The sequence below is a fragment of the Catellatospora sp. TT07R-123 genome, assembly GCF_018327705.1.
Lineage (GTDB): Bacteria > Actinomycetota > Actinomycetes > Mycobacteriales > Micromonosporaceae > Catellatospora.
The window spans coordinates 2,232,273-2,248,385 of the sequence record NZ_BNEM01000002.1 but is presented as its reverse complement, the minus strand read 5'-3'; the positions used below and the strand labels follow the sequence as shown (position 1 = coordinate 2,248,385).

19 protein-coding genes are annotated in these 16,113 nt (G+C 74.0%); 12 read left to right on the top strand and 7 right to left on the bottom strand.

The window, feature by feature from the left end:
• Positions 1-14: 14 nt before the first annotated feature.
• On the bottom strand, positions 15-605 hold the full coding sequence (locus Cs7R123_RS30075; protein ID WP_212831414.1) for a TIGR03086 family metal-binding protein: 591 nt from the start codon (positions 603-605) through the stop codon (positions 15-17).
• 46 nt (positions 606-651) lie between these two features.
• On the opposite strand from Cs7R123_RS30075, the gene Cs7R123_RS30070 reads away from it, so the two are divergent.
• The 4 genes from Cs7R123_RS30070 to Cs7R123_RS30055 all read left to right on the top strand — a co-directional run bounded on the left by Cs7R123_RS30070 (position 652) and on the right by Cs7R123_RS30055 (position 3,594).
• Positions 652-1,272 (top strand): SGNH/GDSL hydrolase family protein, encoded by a 621-nt coding sequence (locus Cs7R123_RS30070; protein ID WP_212831412.1) that lies wholly within the window; start codon positions 652-654, stop codon positions 1,270-1,272.
• 63 nt (positions 1,273-1,335) lie between these two features.
• Entirely contained in the window at positions 1,336-1,947 is a 612-nt protein-coding gene (locus Cs7R123_RS30065; RefSeq protein WP_212831411.1) for a glycine zipper family protein, read from the top strand.
• 50 nt (positions 1,948-1,997) lie between these two features.
• The gene (locus Cs7R123_RS30060) at positions 1,998-2,996 is read left to right on the top strand and encodes an aldo/keto reductase (RefSeq protein WP_212831410.1); all 999 of its coding nucleotides are present in this window, start codon (positions 1,998-2,000) and stop codon (positions 2,994-2,996) included.
• A 13-nt stretch (positions 2,997-3,009) separates the two neighbouring features.
• Positions 3,010-3,594 carry a TetR family transcriptional regulator gene (locus Cs7R123_RS30055; protein WP_244872231.1) on the top strand — a complete coding sequence of 195 codons (585 nt, stop codon included), beginning with the start codon at positions 3,010-3,012 and terminating at the stop codon, positions 3,592-3,594.
• On the opposite strand, the gene Cs7R123_RS30050 is transcribed toward Cs7R123_RS30055, so the two are convergent.
• Together Cs7R123_RS30050 and Cs7R123_RS30045 are read right to left on the bottom strand one after the other, a co-directional pair.
• Positions 3,591-4,250 (bottom strand): methyltransferase, encoded by a 660-nt coding sequence (locus Cs7R123_RS30050; RefSeq protein WP_212831408.1) that lies wholly within the window; start codon positions 4,248-4,250, stop codon positions 3,591-3,593. The genes Cs7R123_RS30055 and Cs7R123_RS30050 overlap by 4 nt on opposite strands.
• Before the next feature lie 63 nt (positions 4,251-4,313).
• The gene (locus Cs7R123_RS30045; protein ID WP_212831407.1) at positions 4,314-4,943 is read right to left on the bottom strand and encodes a hypothetical protein; all 630 of its coding nucleotides are present in this window, start codon (positions 4,941-4,943) and stop codon (positions 4,314-4,316) included.
• A 76-nt stretch (positions 4,944-5,019) separates the two neighbouring features.
• Here Cs7R123_RS30045 and Cs7R123_RS30040 point away from each other — a divergent pair, with 76 nt between their 5' ends.
• Both Cs7R123_RS30040 and Cs7R123_RS30035 read left to right on the top strand, forming a co-directional pair.
• Positions 5,020-6,105, top strand: a complete 1,086-nt coding sequence (locus tag Cs7R123_RS30040) for a hypothetical protein (RefSeq protein WP_212831405.1) — start codon at positions 5,020-5,022, stop codon at positions 6,103-6,105.
• A 23-nt stretch (positions 6,106-6,128) separates the two neighbouring features.
• Entirely contained in the window at positions 6,129-6,488 is a 360-nt protein-coding gene (locus tag Cs7R123_RS30035) for a VOC family protein (protein WP_212831399.1), read from the top strand.
• A gap of 192 nt (positions 6,489-6,680) precedes the next feature.
• On the opposite strand, the gene Cs7R123_RS30030 is transcribed toward Cs7R123_RS30035, so the two are convergent.
• Positions 6,681-7,178, bottom strand: a complete 498-nt coding sequence (locus Cs7R123_RS30030; RefSeq protein ID WP_212831397.1) for a hypothetical protein — start codon at positions 7,176-7,178, stop codon at positions 6,681-6,683.
• 160 nt (positions 7,179-7,338) lie between these two features.
• Between Cs7R123_RS30030 and macS the strand changes: the two genes are divergently transcribed.
• From macS to Cs7R123_RS30010, 4 genes are all read left to right on the top strand, one after another.
• Positions 7,339-8,463, top strand: coding sequence for a MacS family sensor histidine kinase (gene macS, locus Cs7R123_RS30025; protein ID WP_308442901.1), 1,125 nt, complete (start codon positions 7,339-7,341; stop codon positions 8,461-8,463).
• Positions 8,464-8,500: 37 nt separating this feature from the next.
• The gene (locus tag Cs7R123_RS30020; protein ID WP_212834667.1) at positions 8,501-9,142 is read left to right on the top strand and encodes a response regulator transcription factor; all 642 of its coding nucleotides are present in this window, start codon (positions 8,501-8,503) and stop codon (positions 9,140-9,142) included.
• A 69-nt stretch (positions 9,143-9,211) separates the two neighbouring features.
• On the top strand, positions 9,212-11,113 hold the full coding sequence (locus Cs7R123_RS30015) for a 3-oxoacyl-[acyl-carrier-protein] synthase III C-terminal domain-containing protein (protein ID WP_212831396.1): 1,902 nt from the start codon (positions 9,212-9,214) through the stop codon (positions 11,111-11,113).
• Positions 11,110-11,985, top strand: a complete 876-nt coding sequence (locus Cs7R123_RS30010) for a hypothetical protein (protein ID WP_244872230.1) — start codon at positions 11,110-11,112, stop codon at positions 11,983-11,985. Before Cs7R123_RS30015 ends, Cs7R123_RS30010 begins: the two co-directional genes overlap by 4 nt.
• On the opposite strand, the gene Cs7R123_RS30005 is transcribed toward Cs7R123_RS30010, so the two are convergent.
• Positions 11,946-12,668: an NUDIX hydrolase gene (locus Cs7R123_RS30005; protein WP_212831394.1), complete on the bottom strand. Its 723-nt coding sequence runs from the start codon at positions 12,666-12,668 to the stop codon at positions 11,946-11,948. The two genes, Cs7R123_RS30010 and Cs7R123_RS30005, sit on opposite strands and share 40 nt — an antisense overlap.
• A 70-nt stretch (positions 12,669-12,738) precedes the next feature.
• A complete protein-coding gene (locus tag Cs7R123_RS30000; RefSeq protein WP_212831392.1) occupies positions 12,739-13,668 on the bottom strand; it encodes a LysR family transcriptional regulator in 930 nt (309 codons plus the stop codon).
• A gap of 69 nt (positions 13,669-13,737) precedes the next feature.
• Between Cs7R123_RS30000 and Cs7R123_RS29995 the strand changes: the two genes are divergently transcribed.
• Positions 13,738-14,943, top strand: a complete 1,206-nt coding sequence (locus Cs7R123_RS29995; protein ID WP_212831391.1) for a DMT family transporter — start codon at positions 13,738-13,740, stop codon at positions 14,941-14,943.
• A complete protein-coding gene (locus Cs7R123_RS29990; RefSeq protein ID WP_212831389.1) occupies positions 14,912-15,442 on the top strand; it encodes a hypothetical protein in 531 nt (176 codons plus the stop codon). Before Cs7R123_RS29995 ends, Cs7R123_RS29990 begins: the two co-directional genes overlap by 32 nt.
• Positions 15,443-15,446: 4 nt before the next feature.
• Here the strand turns inward: Cs7R123_RS29990 and Cs7R123_RS29985 are convergent, their stop codons facing one another.
• Positions 15,447-16,031 (bottom strand): 4'-phosphopantetheinyl transferase superfamily protein, encoded by a 585-nt coding sequence (locus Cs7R123_RS29985; protein ID WP_244872229.1) that lies wholly within the window; start codon positions 16,029-16,031, stop codon positions 15,447-15,449.
• Between the last annotated feature and the right edge of the window lie 82 nt (positions 16,032-16,113).

Sequence of the window (16,113 nt, the reverse complement as noted above, 5' to 3'; positions counted from 1 at the left end):
CCCTGGCGCGCGGTTCAGGCGGTGCGGTTCGGCGAGGTCCAGGCCGGGTCGCGGCCGAAGGCGGCGATGAGCCGGTCCTGCGGCCCGGCATCAGCGGGTACGGCCACCGCCGGGCCGATCACCCCGGCGTGCCGGTATTCCCGCTCGCGGTCGGCGAACCAGGCCGCGATGAACGCGACCGCGTCCGGGTCCAGCCGCCGGTCCAGTCCCGCCGCCGCGGCCAGGTCCCAGGTGTGCACCAGGTGGTCGGCGGTGAGCTGGTGCAGGTACTCGGTGGCGGGCGTCTCGCCGAAGGACAGGAACACGGTGCGGTCGAGGGCACCGGGCGCCTCGACGGCCTGCCGGGCCTGCCACGCGGCGTCGACGGCGGCCGTGTGCGGGTCGTCGCCGAGCAGGTCGCCGGAGAACCGGTCCCCGACGTCGGCGATGGTCGAGCCGCCGAACATGGGCGGCGTCCAGCGGTCCTCGCCGACGAGGTGGTTGACCAGCTCGTTGACGTTCCAGTCGGGACACGGCGTCGGCTCGGCCCACGCTTCGGGGCCGACCTCGCCCACGCGCTGCGTGAAGCCGTCGAGGCTGGTGCGGTACGCGGTGAGCAGGTCCATTCTTTCCACCCCCGCAGCAAGTATCGCTCCCACTTACGATGGGCCGGTGATTTTCCAGCAGGGACAGCGGATCGTCTTCATCGGCGACAGCATCACCGACTGCGGCCGCCGCGACCACGCCGCGCCGTACGGCGACGGGTACATGAGCCTGGTGCGCGCGTTCGTCACCGCGGCCCATCCCGAGCTCGGGCTGAGCTGGGCCAACCGGGGCGTCAGCGGCGACACCGTGCGCGACCTGGCCCGGCGCTGGGAGGAGGACGTGGTCGCCGAACGCCCCGACTGGCTGAGCGTGAAGATCGGCATCAACGACGTGTGGCGGCTGTTCTCCGATCGCCCCGACGAAGCCGTGCCGATCGACGAGTACACGGTGACCCTGCGGGCGCTGCTCGCGCGGGCGATCGAGGCCACCGGCTGCCGCCTGATCCTGGCCGACCCGTACGTCATCGAGCCCGACCGCGCCGAGCCGCAGCGCGCCATGACCGCCCGGTACGCGCAGGTGGTGGCCGGGCTGGCCGCCGACTTCGACGCCCTGCACGTGCGTACGCAGGACGCTTTCGACGAGGCCCTGAAGAGCACCTCGCCGGAGGACTGGGCGCCCGACCGCATCCACCCGAACCTGCCCGGCCACGCGATCATCGCCCGGGGTTTCCTGAACCTGCTCGGCTGACTTCGGCGCCCGGTGCGGGCGCGGCCGGGTTAGCGTGCGGGGATAGCTCGGTGGGCGTACGCGGTGACGTCGGTGCTGGCGCAGGTCGGTGCCGCGGTGCTGGTCGGTGCCCTGCTCGGGTGGCCCGGCGCGGTGGCGGCCGGGCTGGCCGCGGCGGTGGTCGCGCTGCCCTACGGGTGGGCCGTGGCGCGGCTGGACGCCTATCCGGCCACCGGCCGCGGGCTGGTGCTCTTCGCGGTCGACCACAGCTGGAGCCTGCTCAACACCGTCGCCGGGGCGCTGTTCCTGGCGCTGAACCTGGTCGGCGGCCACCGGCTCGACCGGGGGCCCTCGCGCGGCCGGGGCCGGATCGTGGTGCGGGAGCAGGCCCTGCCCGGGTACGCCACCACGGTCGGCAACGTCGTCGCGGGCCTGACGCCCGCCAACGAGGCACACGAGGATCTGCACGTCCAGCAGGGCCGCCTGTTCGGCCCGCTATACCTCCCGCTGGTGGCGCTGGGGTATGTGCTGTGCACCGTCTGCCCGCTGTGGCTGCGCCGCCACGACCACGCCTCGTGGCCGATCACCGGACCGGTCCGCTACTTCACCCACGGCGTGTACCCCCATGTCTGGCACGAGGCCTGGGCCTACCGCCGTGACCGCCTGAGCAGGCAGAACGGTGATCCGGGCCACTAGCGAATGACAAATCTTGAAATCTGTCAGCTGTCAGTCCTATCGTTGTCGGCATGACAGACACCCGCACCCTCGGCCTGACCGGCCCCCGCGTCTTCCCGCTCGGCCTCGGCCTGATGGGCATGTCCGACCTCTACGGCCCCGCCGACGAGGCCGAGAGCATCGCCACCGTGCACGCCGCCCTGGACGCGGGCGTGACCCTGCTGGACACCGGCGACTTCTACGGCATGGGCCGCAACGAGCTGCTGCTGCGCGATGCGCTCAAGGGCCGCGACCGCGAGAAGGCGGTCATCAGCGTCAAGTTCGGCGCCCTGCGCGACGCCGCGGGCGGCTGGCACGGGGTGGACACCCGCCCGGTCGCGATCAAGAACTTCCTCGCGTACTCGCTCAACCGGCTCGGCACCGACTACGTCGACGTCTACCGCCCCGCCCGGCTCGACCCGAATGTGCCGATCGAGGAGACCGTCGGCGCGCTGGCCGACCTGGTCAAGGCGGGCTACGTGCGGCACATCGGCCTGTCCGAGGTCGGCGCGGACACGCTGCGGCGGGCCGCCGCCGTGCACCCGATCAGCGACCTGCAGATCGAGTACTCGCTGATCTCGCGCGGGGTCGAGGACGAGATCCTGCCGGTCGCGCGCGAGCTCGGCATCGGCATCACCGCGTACGGCGTGCTGTCGCGCGGCCTGCTCTCTGGCCACTGGTCGGCCGACCGGCAGACCCCGGCGGGCGACTTCCGCACCCACCTGCCCCGGTTCGGCGGGGACAACCTCGACCGCAACCTCGCCCTGGTCGAGGCGCTGCGCGAGGTCGGGCAGGACCGGGGCGCCAGCGTCGCCCAGATCGCCGTGGCCTGGGCGCTGAGCCGGGGCGGCGACATCGTCCCGCTGGTCGGGGCGCGCACCCGGCAGCGGCTGGCCGAGTCGCTCGGGGCGCTGGAGGTCGGGCTGACCGAGGCCGACCTGGCCCGCATCGAGGCCGCCGTGCCCGCCGGGGCCGCCGCGGGCGCCCGTTATGACGCGTTCCAGATGTCACACCTGGACAGCGAGCGGTAGGGTCTGCCTCACCATGGCAGATGTACTCACCTCGGACCGGATCCTGGAGGCGGCGGAGGACGTCCTGCGCCGCTTCGGGCCGGCCAAGGCCAACGTGGTCGACGTGTCGCGGGCGCTGGGCGTCAGCCACGGCAGCGTGTACCGGCACTTCCCGAGCAAGGCCGCGCTGCGCGAGGCCGTCGCCGAGCGCTGGCTGGCCCGGCTGTCCGAGCCGCTGGCCGCCATCGCCGCCGACCACGGCCCGGCCCCGGAGCGGCTGCGCCGCTGGCTGGACGCGCTGAGCGAGTCCAAGCAGCGGATGGCGCGCGAGGAGCCGGAGCTGTTCGCCACGTACCACGGGCTGGCCATGGAGTCCGGTGAGGTGGTGCGCGCGCACATCAGCGCGCTGTCGACCCAGCTCGGGCAGATCATCGCCGACGGGGTCGGCCGCGGCGACTTCGCCGTGGCCGACCCGTTCGGCATGGGCCGGGCGGTGCTGGACGCCACCAGCCGCTTCCACAACCCGGCGCACACCGCCGAATGGACCGACCCCGACCTGCCCGGGGCGTACGAGCGGGTGTGGCGGCTGATCCTCAACGGGCTCGGCGCCCGTCCCTAGGCGGTCAGGACCTTCGGCGGGCGCAGGCGCCATACCCGGGTGCGCTTGACCGTCATGCTCTCCAGCGCGAACGGCACCGGCACGTCGTATGCCGCCACCTCGTCGAACAGGGGGCGGGGCAGGAACGCCCGGTCCGGGTCGCCGACCAGCACCACGGCGCCGGTCTTCACCGCCCGGCGCAGGAAGCCGATCATCCGGTCGGCCATGGCCTGGCTGTAGAACACGTCCCCGGCCAGCACGACCTCGGCGTCCCCGGCGTCCCCGTCCAGGATGTCGGCCTGCTCCGCGTCCACCGCGAGCCCGTTGGCCTGCGCGTTCGCCTCGGTCGCGGCGGTCGACAGCGGGTCGATGTCGACCGCGCGCACGGACGCCGCCCCGGCCCGCGCCGCGCAGACCGCGACCAGCCCCGAGCCCGCCGCGAGGTCGAGCACCCGCCGCCCGGCCACCGTCTCGGGGTGGTCGAGCAGGTAACGGCTCAGCGCCTGGCCGCCGGCCCAGGCGAACGCCCAGAACGGCGGCGGCTGCTCACTGCGGTACTCGCCCTCGGTCAGCTCCCACAGCCCGATCGCGTCGGCGGCCTGGTGCAGGCGCACCTCGGGCACGAACGGCACAGGCGCCAGCACGGTGTACTCACGGACGAACTCAGCAGCGGTCACCCAGCGAGTGTGCCGTCCGCGCCCGCCCGGTGCCCGCACCACCCCCGGTGAGCCTGCCCACGCTCACCACGTGAGGACGGCGTCCTCCTTGACCACGGTGATCGGGATGGCGGCGCCGTAGCGCGCGACCAGCTTCTCGCGCACCCCGTCGACCTTGCTGACGCCGACCTGCACGCCGGAGGCGTCGGGCAGCGGGCCGGTCATGTTGATCTCGACGCCCTTGCCGTGCCAGTACTTGACGTCGTCGCTGATCCGGTTGCTCAGCTTCACCAGCGAGGCCAGGCTGTACAGGGCGTCGCGGAAGTGGATGCACTCCTGCCCGGCCACCGACGCCACGTACGCGTCGAAGTCGGCCGACGGGACCCGGTAGATGATCGCCTCGCCCTTCTCGGGGACGACCTCGACCCCGCCGAACACGTCGGCGAAGCGGCCGCCCTCGGACTCGCGCTGCACGACGCCGAGCGCCGCGTCCAGCTCGGTCGGGGTGCTGTACATGGTCGAGCCCGCCGTCTCGATCGGCGACGGTGCCGGGCGCGGGCTGTCGCAGCCGGGCGTCTGCGCCGACGGGAACCGTGGCGGCGCGGCCGCCTCCTGGGCGTCCTTCTCCTGCCCGGCGCAGCCTGCCAGGATCCCCAGCAGGGCCAACGCGGGGAGCGCGACCCGCAGCCGGGCACGGGTGTGAATACGTGTCATGGCAGTCCAGACGCGCCCGGTGCTCCGCCGGTTGCCGGGGACAGGATCGGATCATCGCGTGGCGCGTTAGCAGGGTATGACCCGAAAGCGGATCATCGCCGCGGCACTGCTCGCCTCCGCCGCGACGGCAGCCATGCACGTCCGGCTCGCCCCGCCCGTGCCCGCCGCGCTGACCGGCTCGGCCGCCGACGGCCCGATTCCGCTGCCCGAGCCCGGCCGGGGCGTGAGTCCGTTCGCGACCGTGGCGGTCGGCCGCCAGGTCGCCGTCGGCGACGTCGACCTGCCCGCCAGCGAGGCGTCCGGCCTGGCCGCGAGCCGCCGCTTTCCGGGCGTCTTCTACTGGCTGCGCGACGGCGGCGGCGCCACCGCCCAGCGGCCCCGGGCGGCGCTGTGGGCGATCAAGGTGGACGCCGACGGCAACTCCCACCCGGTCCGCCGGGGCGAGAACTTCCCGTTCGCCGGGGTGTTCGACGCCGCCAACGGCGACTGGGAGGACATCGTCCTGGACGACGACGACAACCTGTGGATCGGCGACATCGGCGCCAACGACTGCAAGACCCAGCAGCACCTGTTCAAGACGCTGGAGCCCGATCCGGACACCGACGACCCGTTCGTGGTCGTGGCCAAGTACCCGCTGGCCTTCCCCGACCCGGCCCCGGGCTGCCGCACCCGCAACGCCGAGGCCATGCTCTGGCTCGACGGCGAGCTCTACATCTTCGCCAAGGCCCTGCACTCACCGCTGTACCGCGTGGAGCTGCCCGCCGGCCGGGGCGACGACGCCCAACTGGAGCCGCTGGGGCAGTTCGCCGCGGCCGCCAACCGGATCTCGGTCAGCACGCTGTCCGACGACCGCACCCGGCTCACCCTGGCCGGCCACGCCCTGTATTGGGTCTTCACGACCGACCCGGCGCTCCAGGGCGACGACCTGCTGCGTGACGCGATGACCCGCCAGCCGGTGTACGTCGGCCGCTTCCCGCAGCCGAACGGCAGGTCCGCGGCGGTGGAGGGCGGCAGCTACCTGCCCGGCTCGCACGACGTGCTGTTCGTGGCCGAGGACAAGCGGATCTTCCTGCTGCCCGACAGCGGCGGTCCCGGCAGCCCCGGTGGGCCGGTCGGTCCGGGCGGTCCGGGCGCGGCGTCCGGTCCAGGGGACCGGAGGTGATGATCGCGTTCTAGGCTCGGCTGGTGAGCCTGGAATGGGAGCAGACGATCGTCGACGCGCACGACCCCGCCGCGCTGGGGCGCTGGTGGTGCGAGGCGCTGGGCTGGGTCGTGATCGACCCCGACCCCCGCTGGTACGAGATCCGCCCGGCCCCCGACCGCCTCCCCGGCCTGCTGTTCGTGCCGGTGCCCGAGGAAAAGACGATCAAGAACCGACTCCACCTGGACTTCCGCCCCGACGACCGGGACGCCGAGGTGGCCCGCCTGCTCGCCATGGGCGCCACCCGGATCGACGTCGGCCAGGCCGACGACGCCTACTGGATCGTCCTGGCCGACCCCGAGGGCAACGAGTTCTGCGTCCTGTCCTCCCGCCGCCCCACCTGACCGACCCGCGCCGGGCAGCCGCACGCCGCGCGTACGGCGTACGGCGTGCGTGCGTGCAGTTTCGGGGAAAGTGCTGGAATCCGTGCTCGGATTCGTGCAGTTTCCCCGAAACTGCACCTTCAAGACCGTGCCCGCGGCGCGCGCGGCGCGGGCGCCGCGGGCGGTGCGACGCGAGCGGCGGGGCGGGTGGGGTCAGCAGCCGCCGCAGTTGTAGTAGGTGATGTCCCAGTGGTTGCCTTCGTCGGTGTAGAGGTTGCCGGCGCCGGACTTCCACTGGTAGCCCCAGCCGGAGATGTATCCGACGTAGGTGAACGTGTTCTGGATGTAGTTGCCGATGCAGCTGTACTTGCTGATGTCGACCTTGTAGCCGTTCCAGTGGCTGTAGGTGCCGCCGGCGTGGCCGGTCTCGGTGCCGGCGGTGATGTTGATGGCGCAGCCGCTGGCGGATTTGAGGGTTTTGACGCCGCTGATGGTGGTCTGGCGGATCTGGTCGAAGGAGGTGCAGGTGGCGACGTTGCGGTTGGAGCAGCCGCCGCTGGAGGACCAGGTGATGCCGGCGGCGCTGAGCTGGGAGGCGGCCTGGGCGTGGGTGAGGAACGTGGCGGCGTGGGCGGGGCTGGCGAACGCGAGGACCACGGCGACGGCGGTGGCGCCGAGGACGGTGATCCCGCGGCGGACGGTACGGAGCATGGGGGTCTCCCGGTGAGAAGTTCGGGGGGTAACTTCAGGGCGCTGCGCAGCGACCGGAGTTTCCTATCACCCATTCGCATGTGCCACTAGACATGCCGCTCCAGACGCACTACAGCCCGGCTACAGGGCTAGTTGCCTAGGACGGCGTACAGGTGGTGCCGTGAACCCCGAAAGGACCTGGATGGGCCTGCTCACGCCCCTGTGGCGGGCGGTGGCGGTGTTCCGCGTGGCCGCCCTGGCGTACGCCGCGATCCTGATGCTCAACAGCTACCGCGACTTCGTCCGGCCGTGGCTCGGCTGGGCGGTGCTGGCGCTGATGGCGGTGTGGACGATCGTCACCGGCGCCGCGTACGCCGACCCGGCGCGGCGGCGCTGGCCCATGCTCAGCGCCGACATGGTGGTCACCATCGCCTGCCTGGCCGCCTCCGAGCTGGTGGTGGCCCCGCAGCGGCTGCACACCGGCAGCGCGACGCTGCCCATGGCCTGGGTCGCCGGGGTGGTGCTGGTCTGGGCGATCTCCGGCGGCCGCCGCCGGGGCACCATCGGCGCGCTGCTGGTCGGCACGGTCGACCTGCTGCTGCGGCAGGGGGTCACCTCGGCCACCGTCAACGGCACCGTGCTGCTCCTGCTCGCCGGTTCGATCATGGGGTACGTGTCCCGGCTGACCAGCGACGCCGAGGAGCGGTTGCAGCGCGCCACCGAGCTGGAGGCCGCGACGAGGGAGCGCGACCGGCTGGCGCGGGGCATCCACGACTCGGTGCTCCAGGTGCTGGCACTGGTGCAGCGGCGCGGGGCCGAGATCGGCGGCGAGGCGGCCGAGCTGGGCCGCCTGGCCGGGGAGCAGGAGGCGACGCTGCGGGCCCTGGTGGGCGTACGCGCCGACACCGCCCCCGACGGCGTCGCCGACCTGCGCGTCCTGCTCGGACGGTACGCCGGGGCCAGGGTCACCGTCGCGTCCCCGGCCACGCCCGTGCTGCTGCCCGCCGCCACCGCCGAGGAGATCGCCGCCGCCGTCGGCAGCGCCCTGGACAACGTGGCCGTGCACGCCGGAGCCCAGGCCCAGGCGTGGGTGCTGGTCGAGCACGAGCCCGACCAGGTCACCGTGTCGGTGCGCGACGACGGCTGCGGCATCGCGCCCGGCCGCCTGGCCGAGGCCGCCGACGCCGGGCGGCTGGGGGTGGCCCAGTCGATCCGGGGCCGCGTCCGCGACCTGGGCGGCACCGTCGCCGTCACCAGCGGGCCCGGTCAGGGCACCGAGGTGGAGCTGCGGGTCCCCACCGGTTGAGGCGATGCTGACTAGGCTGCACCGCGTGGTGGACGTGATGGTGGTCGACGATCATCCGATGTGGCGCGAGGGCGTGGCCCGCGACCTGACCGAGGCCGGGTACACGGTGGTGGCGGCGGTGGGCGAGGGTGCCCAGGCGGTGCGGGTGTGCCGCTCGGTGCGGCCCCAGGTGGTCGTGCTCGATCTCCAGCTCCCCGACCTGTCCGGCGTGGAGGTGATCCGGGGCCTGGTCGGCGCGCTGCCCGAGGTGCGGGTGCTGGTGCTGTCGGCCAGCGGCGAGCAGCAGGACGTGCTCGACGCGGTGAAGGCGGGCGCGACCGGATACCTGCTGAAGTCGGCGGCGCGGGAGGAGTTCCTGGAGGCGGTGCGGCGTACGGCCGAGGGCGACGCGGTGTTCACGGCAGGCCTGGCCGGGCTGGTGCTGGGGGAGTACCGGCGGCTGGCGGCGGCCCCGGCGGCCGACCCGGACGCCCCGCGGCTGACCGACCGGGAGACCGAGGTGCTGCGACTGGTCGCGAAGGGACTGTCCTACCGGCAGATCGCCGAGCGGCTGACCCTGTCGCACCGTACGGTGCAGAACCACGTGCAGAACACGTTGGGCAAGTTGCAGCTGCACAACCGCATCGAGCTGGTCCGCTACGCGATCGAGCGCGGGCTGGACGACTCAGACGCCGGCTGAGTAGCCCGGCGCGGTGGTTGAGTACGTGCCCGGATTCGCGCGGCGGCCGGTTCTGGCTGAATCGGGGGCATGGCTGGAGAGGTCTACCTGACCGGTTTCGGGGCGTACCTGCCCGGGGAGCCGCTGGACAGCGAGCAGATGGCCCGGCGCCTCGGCGCGGGCGAGCGCGGCGCGGCACTGCGGGCACGCGTGCTGGCCGCCAACGGCATCCGCACCCGCCACTACGCGCTGGACGAGCGCGGCGAGGTGACGATGCTCAACGAGGAGCTGGCCGCCGAGGCGGTCCTGGGTGCGCTCAAGGACCGGGACCTGCCGCTGGAGTCGGTGGGGATGCTGGCGGCCGGGACGACGCAGGGCGACCTGCTGGTGCCCGGGTTCGCCTCGATGGTGCACGGGCGGCTGGGCGGCCCGTCGATGGAGCTGCTGTCGGCGGGCGGGGTGTGCGCGTCGAGCATGACGGCGCTGGCCGCCGCCGCGCGGGCGGTGCGGCTGGGCGAGCACGGCGCGGCCGTGGTGGTCGGATCGGAACTGGTCAGCCGCTCGCTGCGGCAGAGCCGGTACGAGGGTGCGCGCAGCACGTTCGACGCGGAGTTCCTGCGCTGGACCCTGTCGGACGGGGCGGGCGCGACGCTGCTGGAGAGCGCGCCGCGGCCGGGCGGGCTGAGCCTGCGCCTGGACTGGACGCACGTGGTGTCGTATGCCAACGAGCGGCAGGTGTGCATGTCGGCCGGCGGCGAGCCGGTCGCCGGGCGGAGCTGGCAGGACGGCCCGGATCTGGCCGGGGCGGTGGCGGGCGGGCTGATCCGGCTGCGGCAGGACGTCAAGAACCTGCCCGCGCTGTTCCAGCTGGGGCTGCGCGAGTTCATGGCGCTGGTGCGGGCGGGCCGGTTCCGCACCGAGGAGATCGAGCACGTGCTGTGCCACTACAGCGCCGAGCACTTCCGGGGCGAGATCTTCGACCTGCTGCGCGGCGCCGACCTGATGATCGACGAGCAGCGCTGGTTCACCAATCTGCACAGCCGCGGCAATACGGGGGCCGCCAGCATCTTCGTGATGCTGGAGGAGGCGTGGCGGACGGGGCGGTTCGCCCCCGGTGAGCGGATCCTGCTGATCGTGCCCGAGTCGGGCCGCTACTCGCTGGCGTTCGCGCACCTGACCTGCGTGGACGGAACCGAGGCGGCACCGGCGGCGGTCGCCCGTCCGGTGTCGCACACCGAGCGCGCGCTGCCCGCGCGGGCCCGGTTCGCGCAGCCGTCGCCACCGGTCGCGGCCACGCCGTCGCCGCTGGGGCAGCCGCTGCCCGGCGACGGCGACGCGGTCCGCTGGACGGTGCTGGAGCTGGCCCGGGTCTGGGGCGACTTCGAGCGGCAGCTGCACGCGGTGCCGCTGGTGCGGCGCATCGACACCGGCACCGCGACCCTGGCCGACTACCGGCGGCTGCTGCTGCACCTGCGCCAGCAGGTGGTGGAGGGCGGCCGGTGGATCAGCCGGGCGGCGTCGAACTTCTCGGTGGAGCTGTTCGCGCTGCGCAGCGCGGCGATCAAGCACGCGGCCGAGGAGCACCGCGACTACCAGCTGCTGGAGCGCGACTTCGTCGCGGCCGGGGGCGAGCTGGCCGAGATCCAGGGCGGGCGCAAGAACGTCGGGTCGGAGGCGCTGTCGGCGTACATGTTCCACCAGGCGAGCCAGCCGGATCCGGTGGACCTGCTGGGGGCGATGTTCATCATCGAGGGGCTGGGCACGGCGCTGGCGCGGGGCTGGGCCGGGGCGCTGCGCGAGCAGCTGGGGCTGCGCGAGGACCAGGTGCGGTTCCTGGCGTACCACGGGGAGGCCGACGACGGGCACTTCGCGGAGCTGGCGCACCTGCTGCGCGAGGGGGTGCTCGACGGGGCGCGGGCGGCGCGGGTGGTGCGCACGGCCGAGGTGGTGGCGCGGCTGTACGCGATGCAGCTGGCGGAGGTGGACGCGTGAGGACGCTGCGGGACCCGTCGGTGTGGACGGCGATGCTGGCCGACCCGGCGGTGCCGATGGACCGGGCGACACTGCTGCTGGTCGTACGCGATCAGCGGCGGTGGACCCGGCGCTGGCTGTACCCGGTGGTCCGGCCCTTCTCCGCGGTCATGGTGTGGCTGATCCGGGTGCTCAAGCGGCTGGTGCCGGTGCCGCTGTCGGCGCACGGCACGATGGACCGGCTGTGCGTGTGGTTCCTGCACCGGTTCGTGCACCCGGAGGCGGGGGCGCTGCTGGTGCGGCACTTCATCGTGGAGACGAACCTGCTGGCGTTCCTGGTGCGCAACGCGCCGGTGGCGGGGGCGGTCGAGCCGGTGCTGCGCCCGGTGTCGCTGGCGCAGCTGGGCGACCGGGCCGTGATCGAGCACGACGTCAACGTGTACGAGGTGCTGATCGGCCTGGGCACCGGCGTGCCCCGGCGCAGGCCCGAGCGGCTGGACCTGTCCATGCTGGACGTCCCGCCGATCGATCCCGCGCCCGGGCGGCGCCGCTGGCTGCGGCTGGACATCCAGACCGCGCTGTGCCTGATGAACATCCCGTTCGCGCTGTGCCTGACCGTGCCGGAGTACCAGCGGGCGGTGCACTCGATGCGGCTGGACTCGTCGCTGCTGGCGCTGCTGGCCGACACCGCCGGCGACGAGACGTTCCTGCGCTGGCGCCCCGCCGGTGTCACGGTGCGCCTGGACAGCGGTCTGGACGTGCCCCGGGCCGTCTACGAGCACGCCGTGATCTGCGAGTACGCCCACGAGCACCTGGTGCGGCTGCGCGACCGGCTGGCGGCGCCGGACCCGGCTCAGGCGGGCCAGAGCCCCCGGACGACGGCGTACGCGTAGGCGGCCAGGGTGAACGTGTCGCTCATGCGCCCGTCGCGCATCATCTCGGCGAACTCGGCCGGAGTGACGGCGATGACCTCGTCGATGCCCTCGTCGACGTCGTCGCCGATCGCGGGTGCCTGGGCGAGCCGGGCCAGCCACAGCTCGTCGGTGCCGCCCTGGCCGTCGGTGCCGGTGCCGAACCGGCCCAGGAAGGTGATCTCGGCCGGTTCGACGCCCAGCTCCTCGACGACCTCGCGGACGGCGGTGGCGGCGCCGTCGGCGCCGGGTTCGGCGAAGCCGCGCGGGGCCTCCCAGTGCCAGTTGCGGGACTCGTGCCGGAAGTGGCGCACCAGCACGATCCGGTCGTCGGGCGTCAGCGTCAGCACGGCCGCGCCGGTGCCCTCCTCCGGCGACACCTCGCGGATGTAGGCGCCGTGGCGGCCGGAGCGGAACCGGACCGCGTCGCGCACCAGCATGACGTAGGGGTCCTGGTAGACCACGCCGATGTCGCCGTACTGCTCGGGGACGCCCGCCTCGCGCAGCTTCTCGGCCGCCGCGTCGGCGACCTCCTCCTGCACCGCCGGGTCCAGCACGATCTCGTACGCGGCGTCCGGCGGGTTGTGGAACAGGTGCGGGCGCTGCTCGCGCAACCGGTCGTAGGCGGCCAGCCGCGCGGCGCGGCGGGTCTGCTGCTCGGTCATGCCAGGTCCTCCGTGTGTGTTGGGATCGACGCGAGGGTATCGACCGGATGCTCGCCTCAGCCCGTCCAGCTCACGGCGCGGTGGCGCGCATGGCCCGGTCCAGGGCGCGCATCCGGCTGGTGGCGATCGCGGTGACGACCCGGGTGGCGGGGGACAGCTCGGCGTCGCGGCGGTGCACGATGGCGAACTCCTCGTACATCGACGGGCGCAGCGGGGCCCAGCCCAGCCCGGCGGGCAGCCGTTCGCCGAGGTTGTGCAGCACGCCGCGCCAGGTGACGGTGTCGGCCAGGCCCCGGGCGGCGATCTCCAGCGCGGTCTCGGTGTCCTCGACCTCGACCCGGGGGCGCAGCGAGCGGCCCGCGCCCTGCACGGCGCGGTTGAGCTGGCGGCGGGTCGTGTCGTCGTCGCGCCAGCTCGCGTCGGGCAGCACCAGCGGGGCCTCGGCCAGCGCGGCCGGGGTGATCCGGCGGGCCAGCCGGGCCGGGTCGGCGCTGACGTACACCAGCTCGTCGCGCAGCACGGGGGTGACGACCATGCCCTCGTCGGCGACGGGCAGCGCGATCACGGCGGCCTCCAGGCGGCCGCGGCGCAGCTGCTCCAGGATCTCGGCGGAGTTCTGGCCGACCAGCTCGACCCGGATGCCGGGGTGCTGGCGCAGCACGTCGGCGACGAGGTCGGCGGCGAGGTAGAACCGGGCGGTGCGGAACACCCCGAACCGGACCGTGCCGGTGAGCAGCTGGCGCACCGAGGCCACGGCCCGGCGCGCCTCCTCGACCGCGCCCAGGGCGGTGGCGGCGTGCGGGGCCAGCGCGCGGGCGGCCTCGGTGGGCACCAGCCCGCGGCCGACCCGCTGGAACAGGGTCGCGTCCAGCTGCTGCTCCAGCAGCCGCACCTGCTCCGACACCGACGGCTGGGCGTAGCCGAGCGCGGTCGCGGCGGCGGTGAAGGAGCCCAGTTCGAGCGTGGTGAGGAAGCAGCGCAGCTGGTGCAGCGAGATCAAGGAAATTCCTTCGGTATGTGCTGGAATCCAAGGCTACCTCGATGGCTCACCGCCTCATACCTTCTGATGGTGTCCTCGGCTTTCCCCGCCTCCACTCTGACGCCGCCCCGGTCGCCCCGGCGCGGCGTCGCGCTGTGCCTGCTGTCGGCCGCCGGGTTCGGCGTCTCGGCCGTGTTCGCCAAGCACGCCTACGCGGCCGGCCTCAACGTGCCGACGCTGCTGACGGCCCGGTTCGCGCTCGCGTCGGTGCTGCTGTGGGCGATCGTGGCGTGGCGCCGCCCGAAGCTGCCGACCGGCCGCAGCCTGCTGGTCGCGATCGGCCTGGGCGCGATCGGGTACGCCTGCCAGTCCGGCTTCTACTTCGGCGCCCTGGCCCGCATCGACGCCTCGCTGACCGCGCTGCTGCTGTACGCGTACCCCGGGCTGGTGCTGGTGATCGCCGTGGTGCTGCGCCGCGAGCGCGCCGACCGGCGCCGGATGGCGGCGCTGGCCTGCTCGGTGGCCGGGCTGCTGCTGATGCTGGGCGCGGGCGGGATCAAGGGTTCGGCCGCCGGGGCCGGGGTGCTGTTGGCGCTGGCCGCGGCCGTCGCCTACGCGCTGTACCTGACCGTGAGCGAGGGCCTGCCCGCCGGGCTGGACCTGTTCGCGGTCACGGCGATCGTGTGCAGCTCCGCCGCGGTGAGCCTCGGCCTGACCGGCCTGGTCACGGGCAGCCTGCACGCCCCGGCGGACCCGTCGGCCTGGGGCTGGACGGCGCTGCTGGCGGCCTGCTCGACGGTGCTGCCGGTCGCGGGCATGTTCTTCGGCGTACGCGAGGTCGGCGCCTCCACCGCCGCGATCCTGTCCTGCGCCGAGCCCGCCGTCACCGTCGCCGCGATGGCCCTGGTCTACGGCGAGCGCCTCACCCCGGCGCAGGCCGTGGGCGGGGCGGCCGTGCTCGCCTCGGTGGCGGTGCTCCAGTGGCCCCGCCGGGCCGCCCGGGCCGCGCGGGGCACCGGGTCGGACACGGCGCGCGGCGGCGCGGGTATCGTGCGGGGCGATCGACTCGCGGAGGAGACCCCTGCCCATGCGCCGCTTCCTGCCCCTGGCCCTGCTCGCGGTGATGTCAGGCGCTGGCTGCGCCGCCGGGCCGACGCCGGTGTTCCACGCCGCCCCGAGCACCCCGGCCAGCACCACGGCCCCGACGGCCGGCGCGACGCCGTCGGCACGGGCCGCGCTGTCGGCGGCCGAGCAGTTGCAGGCGGTGCTGGTCACCGACGCCGAACTGAAGGCTGACGCGGCCTTCGGCAGCGCCGACTTCGAGCGCACCTTCGACCAGGACCACCAGGTGAACTACGCCTACGGCGTGGTCCCGGCGTGCGGGCCGCGGGCGGCGTCGTCGACCACCGAGGGGCGCGCGGTGCACGCGTGGTCGCGCGGCTGGTGGACCGGCCACGGCATCGCCGGGCAGGACGCGTACGTGCTGCCCGAGCAGACGGCGGAGACCGTGCTGGCCAAGGTCAAGTCCAACCTCGCCGGGTGCGGCTCGTTCCACGAGGACGACGTCACCTACCAGAAGACCGCCAAGAACCAGGTGAAGCTGCCCGCCGGCTTCCCGGGCGCGGTGGCGGTGTGCTTCGAGGGCTCCGGCGACTCCGCCTGCTTCGCCTACCTGGGGCGGGGGCACGTGGTGGTGCGGCTGTTCAGTACCGCCGAGGACCAGGCGGCCGCGCAGAAGCAGCTCCAGGCGCTGCTGGTCCCCGTCGTCGCCCGCCTTCGGCCCCTCCCCGCCTGACGCGTCAGCGGGGGTCGAGGTCGGCGGTGTCGAGGTCGACCTGGGCGCCCAGCACGTTCGCTGCGGCGCAGGCCACCGCGAGCACGAGTTCGCCGCCGTCCGAGCCGGTCAGTGCGGTGCCGTACAGGGCGATGGCGCTGGTGCCCGGGACCAGGGCGGTCAGCGCGGCGCCGTCGGACGGGGGCGGCAGCGGCATCTCGCGGCGCAGGCCGCCGCCGCGCAGGCCCGTGCCCAGCGCCTTGCCGACGGCCTCCTTCTGCGTCCACAGCGGCAGGAAGTCCTGCGGGCGCTCGCGCACCCAGCCCGCTTCGCGGGCGTCGAACCAGCGCGCCGCCAGCTCGGCGGCGGGCAGCTCCCGGCGCAGCTCGACGTCGATGCCGACCGGCCCGAGCGTGCTCAGCGCGACCGCGGCCACCTTCTCGGTATGGGCCAGCGACAGGTGCAGTCCGGGGTGGGCGGGCAGGAGCGGCCGCCCGGACGGGTCGCGGCGTACGCGCACCGTGGTCGGGCAGGTGTCGAGGGTCTGCGCCACGGCCAGCCGGGCCAGGCAGGTGGCGCAGCGCGATTCGGAGATCCACACACGCAGCACCAGTCGAGCACATCACGGCCGGTGCCGCACCGGTATCGGGGAGCCGGTCCCGGCGTCGCGCTGATACGGCGGTGGCCGCGAC

Bases quoted from the DNA above. Each gene is read 5' to 3' on its own strand.
- Cs7R123_RS30075 (WP_212831414.1), bottom strand. From the start codon at position 605: ATGGACCTGCTCACCGCGTACCGCACCAGCCTCGACGGCTTCACGCAG.
- Cs7R123_RS30060 (WP_212831410.1), top strand. From the start codon at position 1,998: ATGACAGACACCCGCACCCTCGGCCTGACCGGCCCCCGCGTCTTCCCG.
- Cs7R123_RS30055 (WP_244872231.1), top strand. From the start codon at position 3,010: ATGGCAGATGTACTCACCTCGGACCGGATCCTGGAGGCGGCGGAGGAC.
- Cs7R123_RS30045 (WP_212831407.1), bottom strand. From the start codon at position 4,943: ATGACACGTATTCACACCCGTGCCCGGCTGCGGGTCGCGCTCCCCGCG.
- Cs7R123_RS30040 (WP_212831405.1), top strand. From the start codon at position 5,020: ATGACCCGAAAGCGGATCATCGCCGCGGCACTGCTCGCCTCCGCCGCG.
- Cs7R123_RS30030 (WP_212831397.1), bottom strand. From the start codon at position 7,178: ATGCTCCGTACCGTCCGCCGCGGGATCACCGTCCTCGGCGCCACCGCC.
- Cs7R123_RS30020 (WP_212834667.1), top strand. From the start codon at position 8,501: ATGGTGGTCGACGATCATCCGATGTGGCGCGAGGGCGTGGCCCGCGAC.
- Cs7R123_RS30015 (WP_212831396.1), top strand. From the start codon at position 9,212: ATGGCTGGAGAGGTCTACCTGACCGGTTTCGGGGCGTACCTGCCCGGG.
- Cs7R123_RS30005 (WP_212831394.1), bottom strand. From the start codon at position 12,668: ATGACCGAGCAGCAGACCCGCCGCGCCGCGCGGCTGGCCGCCTACGAC.